Annotated in this window: 8 protein-coding genes; 3 read left to right on the top strand and 5 right to left on the bottom strand. The window is 70.6% G+C overall.

Translation table 11 applies throughout. From position 1 onward, the window contains the following. Positions 1–104 precede the first annotated feature (104 nt). On the bottom strand, positions 105–446 hold the full coding sequence (locus P3X83_RS40705) for a YbaB/EbfC family nucleoid-associated protein (RefSeq protein ID WP_277310773.1): 342 nt from the start codon (positions 444–446) through the stop codon (positions 105–107). Between the two features lie 251 nt (positions 447–697). Here P3X83_RS40705 and rfbB point away from each other — a divergent pair, with 251 nt between their 5' ends. After that, positions 698–1,702 carry a dTDP-glucose 4,6-dehydratase gene (rfbB, locus tag P3X83_RS40700; RefSeq protein ID WP_277310772.1) on the top strand — a complete coding sequence of 335 codons (1,005 nt, stop codon included), beginning with the start codon at positions 698–700 and terminating at the stop codon, positions 1,700–1,702. Here rfbB and P3X83_RS40695 read toward each other — a convergent pair. The 3 genes from P3X83_RS40695 to rfbA form a co-directional block, all read right to left on the bottom strand. Continuing rightward, on the bottom strand, positions 1,689–1,928 hold the full coding sequence (locus P3X83_RS40695) for an acyl carrier protein (protein ID WP_277310771.1): 240 nt from the start codon (positions 1,926–1,928) through the stop codon (positions 1,689–1,691). The genes rfbB and P3X83_RS40695 overlap by 14 nt on opposite strands. A gap of 65 nt (positions 1,929–1,993) precedes the next feature. Then, positions 1,994–3,739: a fatty acyl-AMP ligase gene (locus P3X83_RS40690; RefSeq protein ID WP_277310770.1), complete on the bottom strand. Its 1,746-nt coding sequence runs from the start codon at positions 3,737–3,739 to the stop codon at positions 1,994–1,996. Further along, a complete protein-coding gene (rfbA, locus tag P3X83_RS40685; protein WP_277310769.1) occupies positions 3,736–4,662 on the bottom strand; it encodes a glucose-1-phosphate thymidylyltransferase RfbA in 927 nt (308 codons plus the stop codon). The genes P3X83_RS40690 and rfbA overlap by 4 nt, the downstream gene beginning before the upstream one ends. Positions 4,663–4,827: 165 nt before the next feature. On the opposite strand from rfbA, the gene P3X83_RS40680 reads away from it, so the two are divergent. Next, a complete protein-coding gene (locus P3X83_RS40680) occupies positions 4,828–5,937 on the top strand; it encodes a DegT/DnrJ/EryC1/StrS family aminotransferase (protein ID WP_277310768.1) in 1,110 nt (369 codons plus the stop codon). Here P3X83_RS40680 and P3X83_RS40675 read toward each other — a convergent pair. Then, on the bottom strand, positions 5,903–7,348 hold the full coding sequence (locus P3X83_RS40675) for an NDP-hexose 2,3-dehydratase family protein (protein WP_277310799.1): 1,446 nt from the start codon (positions 7,346–7,348) through the stop codon (positions 5,903–5,905). The genes P3X83_RS40680 and P3X83_RS40675 overlap by 35 nt on opposite strands. A gap of 355 nt (positions 7,349–7,703) precedes the next feature. Between P3X83_RS40675 and P3X83_RS40670 the strand changes: the two genes are divergently transcribed. After that, positions 7,704–12,286, top strand: a 4,583-nt coding sequence (locus P3X83_RS40670; RefSeq protein ID WP_277310767.1) for a type I polyketide synthase, incomplete at its 3' end; no start/stop codon positions are given.

Below are 12,286 nucleotides of genomic sequence, written 5' to 3'. Positions count from 1 at the left end.
TCGAACCCCTGCGCGCGGCCCGGGCGGTCCCAGAGCCCCTGACCGGCCCAGGCTGGTGGCCCAGGCTGGTGGCCCAGGCTGGTGGCCCAGGCTGGTGGCTCGGGCTAGCGGCTCGGGCCGTCAGGTTCGGCGAGCAGGGACTCGGCCAGGGCCGAGGTCTGCTCCACAGCGTCCTCCTCGGCCTTGGCCGCGGCGGCCAGGATGGCCTCGGCCAGGGCCTGCGAGCTCAGCCGCATGGCACGGGGGGCGATGCGCAGCGCGGCGAGCGCCCCGCTGGGCAGCACCTCGACGGTCACCAGACCGCCCGCGGCCTCGCCCCGGCCGCGGGTCTCGTTGATCTGGTGGGCGACCTGTTCGTAGCGGCCCATCCGCGCCACGAGCCCCGCCAGCCCCTGGTCGATCTCGGGATCGCCGGTCGGCGCGAACGGCTCGTCTGGCGTGCTCATCACGTCATCATAGCGTCAGGTTAAGGGTCGGTAAGGGTGTGAACGAAGCGAGTCGATTTCTATATTGATAGCTGTGGATAGACAGGTTGAAAGCCTTGAGGCCGGGTGCGAGGTGACGCCTTTGATGGCCACTTGAAGTGCAACCATGTTGATTCCTTCATGCATGAGTGAGAACCGTGGAGCCGTCGGGTGACCCATCACGCGACGGCTCCGGTCATTTGCAGGACAATTCTTCCGACCGGAGAGAAGAAATGAGAATTCTCGTCACCGGGGGAGCGGGCTTCATCGGCTCCCACTACGTGCGGACCCTCGTACGGCGGGGCGACTGCGCGGTCACCGTCCTGGACAAGCTCACCTACGCCGGCAACCCGGCCAACCTCGACTCCGTGCGCGGCGGCTTCGAGTTCGTCAGGGGCGACATCTGCGACGCCACGCTCGTCGGACCGCTGGTCGCCGAGCACGACCAGGTCGTCCACTTCGCCGCCGAGTCCCACGTGGACAGGTCCATCGTCAGCTCGGGCGACTTCGTGCGGACCAACGTGCTGGGCACGCAGGTGCTGCTGGACGCGGCGCTGGCCGCCGGGCTGCGCGGGTTCGTCCACGTGTCCACCGACGAGGTCTACGGCTCGATCGACGAGGGCTCGTGGACCGAGCGCGAGCCGCTGGCGCCGAACTCGCCGTACTCGGCCTCCAAGGCCGCCTCCGACCTGCTCGCCCTGGCCTTCCACCGCACCCACGGGCTGGACGTGCGGGTGACCCGGTGCTCCAACAATTACGGGCACCACCACTTCCCCGAGAAGATGATCCCGCTGTTCATCACCAACCTGCTGGACGGCGAGCAGGTGCCGCTCTACGGCGACGGGCTCAACGTCCGAGACTGGCTGCACATCGACGACCACGTCCAGGGGATCGAGCTGGTCCGCGCGGGCGGACGCCCCGGCGAGGTCTACAACATCGGCGGTGGCACCGAGCTGAGCAACCGCGAGCTGACCGCGATGCTGCTGGACGCGCTCGGCGCGGGCTGGGACATGGTCCGGCCGGTCGAGGACCGCAAGGGCCACGACCGCCGCTACTCGGTGGACTGCACCAAGATCAGGACCGAGCTGGGCTACCGCCCCCGCAAGGACTTCACGGCCGGTCTCGCCGAGACCGTCGCCTGGTACCGGGACAACCGTTCCTGGTGGGAACCCCTCAAGCGACGTCTCGGCGGACCGGCTGTGATGGGCGCGGGGACCGGCGGGCTCAACCGAGGATGAAGCCGGCGACATCCCTGACGGTCTTCAGGTGCTTGAGCCGGTCGTCGGGGATGTCGAGGTTGAACTCGTCCTGCGCGGCGACGGCGATCTCGACCATCGACAGCGAGTCGATGTCGAGGTCCTCGGCGAAGGTCTTGTCGGGGTCTATCTCGTCTATCGGGATTCCGGTGACCTCACTGATGATCCGGGTGAGCGCGATGATCACGTCGAGGTCGGTCACTAGCATCGTCTGACTCCCTTCCGGGTATCCGGTTCGCACGGGGGTTCTCATCGCCGTGCTCATGGCGGTGCTCATACCTGGACGGCTTTCAGCTCGCCGTCCAGGTAGTTCTTGCGGCAGGCGCGTCGCTGCACCTTGCCGCTGGTCGTCTTGGGCAGCACGCCCCGGCGGACGAGCACGACCTCGTCGGTCTTCAGCCGGTGGTCGTTGAAGATCGCGTGCCGGACGCGGTCGCGGAGCGCCTGCGCGCCACCGGCGCGCAGCGCGCGGCCGTCGGCCTCGACGACCACGACGAGCTCCTCGCGTTCGCCGTTGTCCACGGAGAAGGCCGCCGCGCAGTTGGGACGCAGGCCCTCGGCAGAGCCCTCGGCGGACAGCTCGATGTCCTGCGGGTAGTAGTTCCGGCCCTTGCGGATGATCATGTCCTTCAGCCGGCCGGCCACGAACAGCTCGCCGTTCACCATGAAACCCAGGTCGCCGGTGCGCAGGTAGGTGACATCGGCCGGCTCGCCGGTGATGTGCGCCATGAACGTCTCCGCCGTCTCGGCGGCGCGGCCCAGGTAGCCCGCGGCGACGCACGGCCCGTCGATCCAGACCTCGCCGACGAACCCCTCCTCGCAGGGGGTGAGCGTGCCGGGGTCCACGATGCGGACCCGCGTCGCGGCCGAAGGGGCGCCGCAGCTCACCACCGGCTTGGCGGCGGGGTCGTCCTCGGCGAGGATCTCCACGCGCCCGGCGAGCAGCGCGTCGGCCGACACCCACAGCGCGTGCGGCACCTCGCCTGCGGTGCTCGCGGTGGCCTTCAGGGTGTTCTCGGCCAGGCCGTAGCCGGGGCACATGGTGGTCGCCCGCAGGCCGAGCGGGGCGAACGCCTCGACGAAGCCGCGCACGGTGTGCCAGCGCACCGGCTCGGCGCCGTTGGCCGCCATCCGCCACGACGACAGGTCCAGCGACGGATCCACCTTGCCCTCGGCGGCGGCCCGCACGCACAGCTCGTAGGCGAAGCTGGGCGCGGCGGCGTGGGTGCCCCGGTACTTGGACACCGCCTCCAGCCAGCGGGCCGGGCGGCGGATGAACGCCTCGGGTGCCATCAGGTACGCCGGGACGCGCTGGACGACCGGGAAGACGATGCTGAGCAGCAGGCCCATGTCGTGGAACAGCGGCAGCCAGGAGACCACGCGCGACTCCGGGGCGGTGGGGAAGGCGTCCTCGGTCTCGGCCACGTTCGCCAGGAAGTTGGCGTGGGTGACCATGACGCCCTTGGGGTTGCCGGTCGAGCCTGAGGTGTACTGGAGCAGGGCCACGTCGTCCGGCGTCGGGTCCGGCCCGGCGTACTCGCCGCCGGACGGCAGCGACTCGGTGGTGAGGATGGTCAGGCCGTCCAGTTCGCGCAGGTCGCCGAACCGGTCGATCAGGTCCTGCCGGACCGCCTCCGTGGTGAGCACGGTGGTGGCGCCGGCGTCGTCGGCGATGATCCGCAGCCGCTCCAGCCCCTTGCGGCGGCTCGGCACCTGCGCGGGCGCGCCGCTGACCCTCGCCCGCATGCACCCGTACAGCGCGCGGACGAACTCCAGCCCGGTCGGGTACAGCAGGACGGCGCTGCCGCCGGACAGCCCCATCGCGGCGAACGCGGCGGCCCTGGCCTCCGCGGCGGCGTCCAGCTCCGCGTACGTGATCGTCTCCGACAGTTCCTCACCGTCGCGCAGGTATCCATAGGCGATCTGGTGGGGCCGCTCCACGGCACCACGGCGAATCGCCTCGGACACCGTGCGGTATCCGGTGACCGCATGATCGAGCGTGGGAATCGTGACGGTCATGTAAGTGCAACCTCGTCTCGTTCGAAGTCCCGTTCGAGGGCCGTTGCGAAGGTCTGCTCGGACGCGGCGACGCTCATCACGTAGCGCCCGTACTCGGAGTTGGAGATCAGCTCGCCGAGCCGGTAGCAGGCGTCGGCGTCGATGAACCCCATCCGCAGTGCGATCTCCTCTAGGCACGCGATCCGCACGCCCTGGCGCTCCTCAAGGGTGTGCACGTAGTGGCCGGCGGCGAGCAGCGACTGTGGGGTGCCGGTGTCCAGCCAGGCGAAGCCCCGGCCGAGGTCCACCAGGCGCGCCTGTCCGCGCTCCAGGTAGATCCGGTTCACGTCGGTGATCTCCAGTTCGCCCCGGGCGGAGGGCCGCAGGTTCCTGGCGATCTCGATGACGTCGTTGTCGTAGAAGTACAGGCCGGTGACGGCCTTGTCGGACTTCGGGTGGGCGGGCTTCTCCTCGATGGACAGGATCCGGCCGAAGGGGTCCACCTCGGCGATGCCGTACCGCTCGGGGTCGCGCACGGAGTACCCGAACAGCACGCAGCCGCGCACGTCTCTGGCGTTCTCGTCGAGCACGTCCGAGAAGGAGTGGCCGTGGTAGATGTTGTCGCCCAGAATCAGCGCGACGGAGTCGTCGCCGATGTGGTCCGCACCGATGGTGAAGGCCTCGGCGATGCCGTTGGGGGCGTTCTGCTCGGCGTAGTCGATCCGTAACCCGATATGCCCGCCGTCACCGAGGAGCCGCCGAAAGTGCGGTAGGTCGAAAGCCGTTGAAATGATCAGGACATCGCGTACTCCAGCCAGCATCAACACCGAAAGTGGATAATAGATCATCGGCTTGTCGTTCACCGGAAGAAGCTGTTTGGAAACGGCGAGCGTGGCCGGATGGAGCCTGGTTCCCGTTCCTCCCGCAAGTATGATCCCTTTCAATGACACATACCCCCAATCTGGATATATCGCACACGGTAGGTATCGGCCATGTCTCGGGGCAAGGGATTCGCAGCTAAATCGGGGGTCTCGGTGCAGATGTTAGGGGTTGTGTCCAGGTGATCGAGATTAATACGGTTGTGCTGGGAATCCATGGAAAGGATGGCCATGACCACTTATGTCTGGGATTACCTGCCGGAATATCAGAATGAACGACAGGACATTCTCGACGCCGTAGAGAAGGTCTTCTCCTCCGGCCAGCTCGTCCTCGGTGGGAGCGTCAAGGGCTTCGAGGAGGACTTCGCCGCCTACCACGGGCTGCGGCACTGCGTCGGCGTGGACAACGGCACCAACGCGATCGTGCTCGGCCTGCAGGCGCTCGGCGTCGGCCCCGGCGACGAAGTGATCACCGTGTCGAACACCGCCGCGCCGACCATCGTGGCGATCGACTCCGTCGGCGCCACCCCGGTCTTCGTGGACGTCCGCAAGGACGACTACCTGATGGACACCGACCATGTCGCCGCCGCCATCACCGACAAGACCGCCTGCCTGCTGCCCGTCCACCTCTACGGCCAGTGCGTGGAGATGGCCCCGCTGCGCGCCCTCGCCGACCGCCACGGACTGGCGATCTTCGAGGACTGCGCCCAGGCGCACGGCGCCCGCCACCACGGCACCATCGCCGGCACCATGGGCAAGGCCGCCGCCTTCTCCTTCTACCCGACCAAGGTCCTCGGCGCGTACGGCGACGGCGGCGCCACCGTCACCGACGACGACGAGACCGCCGCCAACCTGCGCCGGCTGCGCTACTACGGCATGGAGAAGACCTACTACGTGGTCCAGACGCCCGGCCACAACAGCCGGCTCGACGAGGTCCACGCCGAGATCCTGTGCCGCAAGCTCACCCGCCTCGACGCCTACATCGCCGGCCGCCGCGCCGTCGCCGACCGCTACGCCGAGGCGCTCGGCGACACCGAACTGGTGCTGCCTGCCGTCACCGAGGGCAACGAGCACGTCTACTACGTCTACGTCGTCCGTCACCCCCGCAGGGACGAGATCATCGAAGCCCTCAAGGCGTACGACATCCACCTGAACATCAGCTACCCGTGGCCGGTCCACACGATGACGGGGTTCGCCCATCTGGGCTACACCCGGGGCCAGTTCCCCGTCACCGAGGAACTGGCCGACGAGATCTTCTCCCTGCCGATGTACCCGGCACTGTCCACCGAGCGGCAGGAGCAGGTGATCAACGCGTTGCGAGAAGTTCTGTCCCGGCTGTAGCGGTGACGCCGGCCGTACCGACCAGGCTGAGCAGGCACGCACTGAGGCTGCGTGCCTGCACGTTCACGTAGTAGCTGTGCCGGAGCAGGTCTTCGAGCTGGTGCACGGTCAGCCAGCGGAACTCCGGGTCCTCGGCCTCGAGGTCGGTCTCCACCACCATGTACCGGTTGCGCGCGTGGAAGAACCGGCCGCCCTCCTCCGACAGCACCGACTCGAACCTGATCCGCGAAGGATCGGCGTTCAGCACCTCGTCCAGGTAGCGCGGCCGGGCCTCGGGCGGCAGCAGGTCGTAGGTCTCCGGGGTGCACTGCACCGTCGGGGCCAGCTCCACCACGTCCGCGTACCCCGGCTCGGCGCGCGTGTGCGTCAGCACGTGCAGCACCCCGCCGATCCGCTTCACCAGGAACGCGATGACGCCCATCCCGACCGGCCGGATCATCGGCTGGGCCCACGAGCCCACCTCGCGGCCCGCCGCCTCCACCGACACCCCGACCACGTCGAAGAACCCGCCGGTGTCGTGCGAGATCCTGCCGTCCGCCCAGTGCCAGCGGCGCAGCGCGCCCAGCGGGATCTGCTCGGTGAAGACGTCGGTCCTGGTGCGGATCTCGGTGATCCAGCTCAGGATCTCCATCGAGTCGTGCACGCCCTGCTCGTCCGGATCGCACGACCTGACCAGCGCCTCACGGAACGCCCCGCCCATGCCGGCGTTCAGCGTGCCCGTCACCTCCGGCCCCGAGAACGGCAGGCAGGAGAGCACCGTGCGCGCGTCCATGTTCACCAGGTCCGGCACGGTCAGCAGCTCGTGCAACTGCCCGAGCGTCAGCCAGCAGTACCCGTCGATCAGCTCCACGTCGCCGAACACCTCGACGACCATGTTCCGGTTGCGCTTGCGGTAGAACCACGCCCCCTGCTCCGACTGGCGCACGTCGGCGAGCACCCGCGTCGAGGGGTCCTCGAAGGCGTCGCGGAAGTAGTCCAGATACGGCACCGGCCGCCCCTGGTGAACCCGCGTGTAGTTGCTCCGCGTCGCCTGCACGGTCGGCGAGAGCTGCAGCCCGTTCACATTCCCCGGCTCGTTCTTCGCCTGCATCAGGCAGTGCGGCACCCCGTCGAATTCCTTCACCAGAATGCCGAGGATCCCCACCTCGCCCTGGTTGATGATCGGCTGGGTCCACTGCGTCACCGGATGGGCGGGGTATCTGATGTCGATTCCCTCCACGGTGAAGAACCGGCCGCTGTGGTGACCGATGTTCCCGGTCGCCGGATCGCGCGCCCAGCCCGCCATGGCCTCCAACGGAACCTGTTCGACATCCATTCTGGTGCGCTCGGCCACATCGGCGAGCCAATGGTGGAAATCGGCAAGACGGGTGAATTGGCAACCATTGGAAAGAGCGGATTCCGCTATTCTCACCCGAGGCGGCGGGCGGGATATCACAGCCATGGTCGACTCCTCGTCAGCGGGTTCGGCGGCGCCGGTCACAGAGCGCACGCGCAAAGCCGAAAATGCCAGTACGGGAAAGGGCTCTCAACCCCTGCCGAGCCCCAGAAGGGGACCACGTACGGCGCACCCGGCGAACCCCTAAGCGCCCCCAGACGGATCTGGCTGGGGTTCTCCGGTGATCCCACCGGCTCATAGCCTCGGGATTCGAGGCGGGTTCGGAATCTCGTAAAAGGTCTGGTCACAGCAGCCCTAGGCGGGTCAACAGTACGTTCGCGGCGGGTCGGGTACGGATGGACTCGCGATATCGAGTGAGTTTGAGGCATTCATGTCCGTTGCTTGCGCCACTGATGTCGAAGCCATTGATGTCGAAGCCATCGCGGTCGTCGGGATCGCCTGCCGGTTGCCCGGCGCGCCCGATCCGGCCGCGTTCTGGGAACTGCTGCGCGGCGGCGTGGACGCCGTCGGCGAGGTCCCGGCCGGCCGCTGGCGGGCCGAGGAGACCGGGGGACTCACCCGGGGCGGCTTCCTGCCCCGGGTGGACGAGTTCGACCCGGCGTTCTTCGGCATCTCCCCCAGAGAGGCCGCCGCGATGGACCCGCAGCAGCGGCTGGTCCTCGAACTGAGCTGGGAGGCGCTGGAACGGGGCGGCATCGTGCCCGCCACGCTGTCCGGCAGCCGCACCGGCGTGTTCGTCGGCGTGATGTGGGACGACTACGCCACCCTCCAGCACCGCGACGGCGTCGCCGGGGTCGGCCCGCACACCGTCACCGGCCTGCACCGCAGCATCATCGCCAACCGCGTCTCCTACACGCTCGGCCTCGGCGGGCCCAGCATGACCGTGGACACCGGCCAGTCCTCCTCACTGGTCGCCGTCCACCTGGCCTGCGAGAGCCTGCGCCGAGAAGAGGCCACGCTCGCCCTGGTCGGCGGCGTCAACCTCAACCTCACCCCAGAGAGCACCCTCGGCCTGGCCCGGTTCGGCGGCCTGTCCCCGGACGGCCGCTGCTACACCTTCGACGCCCGCGCCAACGGATTCGTCCGCGGCGAGGGCGGCGTCATGCTCGTGCTCAAGCCGCTCGCCGCCGCGCTCGCCGACGGCGACCGCGTCCACGGCGTGATCCGGGGCAGCGCCGTCAACAACGACGGCGGCGGCGAGGGCCTCACCGCCCCCAGCGAGCGGGCCCAGCGGGCCGTGATCGACGCCGCCTACCGCCGCGCCGGCCTCGACCCGGCCGCCGTCGGCTACGTCGAGCTGCACGGCACCGGCACCCGCGTCGGCGACCCAATCGAGGCCGCCGCGCTCGGCGCGGTCCTCGGCGCCGCCCGCGCCCCGGAGGCCCCGCTCCCCGTCGGCTCGGTCAAGACCAACATCGGCCACCTGGAGGGCGCGGCCGGGGCCGCCGGCCTGCTGAAGGCCCTGCTCGCCGTCGAGCACGGCGAACTGCCCCCCACGCTCAACCACGAGACCCCCAACCCTGACATCCCCCTCGGTGAACTGCGCCTGCGGGTCCAGACCGCGCTGGCACCCTTCCCCGCCGACACCCCCGGGGCCCGGATCGCCGGGGTCAACGCCTTCGGCATGGGCGGCACCAACTGCCACGTCGTCATCTCCGGCCCGCCCGTCGCTCCGGCCACCACCGGCCCCGCGACCGACGGCGGGCGCGTCGTTCCCGTCACCGTGTCCGGGCGGACCGACGCCGCGCTGCGCGCCCAGGCCGCACGGCTCGGCGAGGCCATCGAGGGCGAGCCCGCGCTGCGCCCGCTCGACGTCGGCCGCTCACTGGCCACCACCCGCACCACGTATGAGCACCGCGCCGTGGTCGTGGCCGGGGAGCGCGACGACCTGCTCGCCGGGCTCCGCGCCGTCGCCGACGGCCTGCCCGCCGCCGGGGTCGTCGAAGGCGTCGCCCTGGCCAGAGACGACGAACACGGCAGGACCGTCTTCATCTTCTCCGGCCAGGGCTCCCAGTGGCCCGCCATGGCCGCCGAACTCCTCGACACCTCCGAGGTCTTCGCCGAACGCCTGCACGCCTGCGCCGACGCCCTCGCCCCGCACACCGGCTGGTCGCTCATCGACGTCCTGCGCGGCGAACCCGGCGCCCCCTCCCTCGACCGCGTGGACGTCGTGCAGCCCGCGCTGTTCGCCGTCATGGTCTCCCTCGCCGCGCTGTGGCGGTCACTCGGCGTGCGCCCCGACGCCGTCGTCGGCCACTCCCAGGGCGAGATCGCCGCCGCCTGCGTGTCCGGCGGCCTGTCCCTCTCCGACGCCGCCGCCGTGGTCGCGCTGCGCAGCCGCGCCATCATCGCCATCGCCGGGCGCGGCGGCGGGATGGTCTCCGTGCCCGCCCCGGCCGCCGCCGTCCGCGAATGGCTCGCCCCGTGGGACGGCCGGATCTCCGTCGCCGCCGTCAACGGCCCCGCCTCCGTGGCCCTCGCCGGAGACGTGGACGCCCTGGAGGAGTTCCTCACCTTCTGCGCCGAACGCGAGATCCGCGCCAAGCGCATCGCCGTGGACTACGCGTCGCACTGCGCCCACGTCGAACACGTCAAGGACGAACTGCTCGACCTGCTCGCCGGCATCGCCCCCCGGACCGGCGACATCCCCTTCCTGTCCACCGTCACCGGCGAGTGGACCGACACCGCGACCCTCGACGCCGCCTACTGGTACCGCAACCTGCGCCAGACGGTCGAGTTCGAGGCGGCCGTCCGCAGGCTCGTGGCCGAGGGCTTCCGGTTCTTCGTCGAGTCCAGCCCGCACCCCGTGCTGTCGGTCGGCGTCCGCGACGCCGTCGCCGAGGCCGCCGGGCTGGAAGCCGGGGGAGCGGTCGTCGTCGGCTCCCTGCGCCGCGACGACGGCGGCCTCACCCGAGTCCTCACCAACGCCGCCGAGCTCCACGCCAACGGCCTTCCCCTCGACGTCGCCGCCGTCTACGGCGACTCCGCCGCCACCGTGGAACTCCCCACCTACGCCTTCCAGCGGACCCGCCACTGGCGCGAGCCCGGTTCCCCGCCGCCCGCCGCCGTTTTTGAGCAGGCCGGCCGGGACCGGCCGGAGGAGCCCGCCGGACACGCCTCCCCGCTGCGCGCCCGCCTCGCCGGAGCGTCCGACACCGAGCAGCGCCGCGTCACCCTCGACCTGGTGCTCGCGCACATCGCCGTGGTCCTGGAGTTCGGCTCGACCGACGCGATCGACACCCGCCGCACCTTCAAGGAACTCGGCTTCGACTCGCTCACCACCGTCGAGCTGCGCAACCGGCTCGCCGTGGCGACCGGCCTGAAGCTGCCCACCACGGTGCTCTTCGACCACCCCACCCCGGCCGCCGTCGCCGCCCACCTGCGCGACCTCCTCCTCGGGCACGACGACGACCTCTCCAGCGCGCCGCCCGCCACGGCCGACCCCGCCGAGCCGCTGGCCATCGTCGCCATGGCCTGCCGGTTCCCTGGCGGGGTCAACTCCCCGGAAGACCTGTGGCGCCTGGTCGCCGAGGGCGGCGAGGCACCCCTGGACTTCCCCGCCGACCGGGGCTGGGAACTCACCGGCAAGGGCGCCTTCCTGCACGACGCGGCCGACTTCGACGCGGGCCTGTTCGGCATCTCGCCGCGCGAGGCGCTGGCCATGGACCCGCAGCAGCGGCTGCTGCTGGAGACCTCCTGGGAGGTCGTCGAACGGCTCGGCGCCGACCCGGCCACGCTGCGCGGCAGCCGTACCGGGGTGTTCGTCGGCGCGATGTCCCAGGACTACGGCCCGCGCATGCACGAGGCCACCGACGAGGTCGAGGGCTACCTCCTCACCGGCAACACGGCCGGGATGGCCTCCGGCCGCATCTCCTACACCTTCGGGCTCGAAGGGCCGGCGGTCACCGTGGACACGGCGTGCTCGTCGTCACTGGTCGCCCTGCACCTGGCCGCGCAGGCGCTGCGCGCCGGGGAGTGCACGCTGGCGCTCGTCGGAGGCGTGACCGTGATGTCCACCCCCGGGATCTTCGCCGAATTCACCCGCCAGGGCGGCCTTTCCCCCGACGGCCGCTGCAAGGCGTTCGGCGCGGCGGCGGACGGCACCGGCTGGTCCGAGGGCGTCGGCATGCTGGCCGTCGAACGCCTCTCCGACGCCCACCGCCAGGGCCACCGCGTCCTCGCGGTCGTGCGCGGCTCGGCCGTCAACTCCGACGGCGCGTCCAACGGCCTCACCGCCCCCAACGGCCGCTCCCAGCAGCGCGTCATCCGCCAGGCACTGGCCGACGCGGGCCTTGAGCCCGGCGACGTGGACGCGCTCGAGGCGCACGGCACCGGCACGACCCTCGGCGACCCGATCGAGGCCCAGGCCCTCCTCGCCACCTACGGCCAGGAACGCGACGAGGACTCGCCCCTGTGGCTCGGGTCCCTGAAGTCCAACATCGGCCACACCCAGGCGGCGGCGGGCGTCGGCGGAATCATCAAGATGGTCATGGCGATGCGCCACGGCACCCTCCCGAAGACCCTCCACGCCGACAACCCCACCCCCCACGTGGACTGGTCCTCCGGCGCCGTGGCCCTCCTCACGACCCCTCGCCCCTGGCCCGAGACCACCCACCCCCGCCGCGCGGCCATCTCCTCCTTCGGTATCAGCGGCACCAACGCCCACACCATCCTCGAAGCCCCACCCACCCCGACCGCCACCCCCACGGCGCTGCCCGAGGCCCCCCTCCCGGCCGCATCCATTCCCCTCCCGTGGGTGATCTCAGGGAAGACCGCGGAGGCCGTCCGGGCTCAGGCCGCACGGCTCGCGCCGCTCGTCGAGTCCGATCTCGCCGACGTCGCGTTCTCGCTGGCCACCACCAGGGCCGCGCTGGAATCGCGCGCCGTCGTCTTCGGCCGTACCGCCGAGGACTTCGAGGCCGGGTTGCGGGCGCTGGCCGAAGGCGAGACCTC

Source organism: Spongiactinospora sp. TRM90649 (assembly GCF_029382225.1).
Taxonomy (GTDB): Bacteria; Actinomycetota; Actinomycetes; order Streptosporangiales; family Streptosporangiaceae; genus Spongiactinospora.
This window is presented reverse-complemented; position numbering and strand designations above follow the sequence as displayed.

Coding starts and splice junctions, on each gene's coding strand:
- P3X83_RS40705 (WP_277310773.1), bottom strand. CDS start 446: ATGAGCACGCCAGACGAGCCGTTCGCGCCGACCGGCGATCCCGAGATC.
- P3X83_RS40680 (WP_277310768.1), top strand. CDS start 4,828: ATGACCACTTATGTCTGGGATTACCTGCCGGAATATCAGAATGAACGA.
- P3X83_RS40695 (WP_277310771.1), bottom strand. CDS start 1,928: ATGCTAGTGACCGACCTCGACGTGATCATCGCGCTCACCCGGATCATC.
- rfbB (WP_277310772.1), top strand. CDS start 698: ATGAGAATTCTCGTCACCGGGGGAGCGGGCTTCATCGGCTCCCACTAC.
- P3X83_RS40690 (WP_277310770.1), bottom strand. CDS start 3,739: ATGACCGTCACGATTCCCACGCTCGATCATGCGGTCACCGGATACCGC.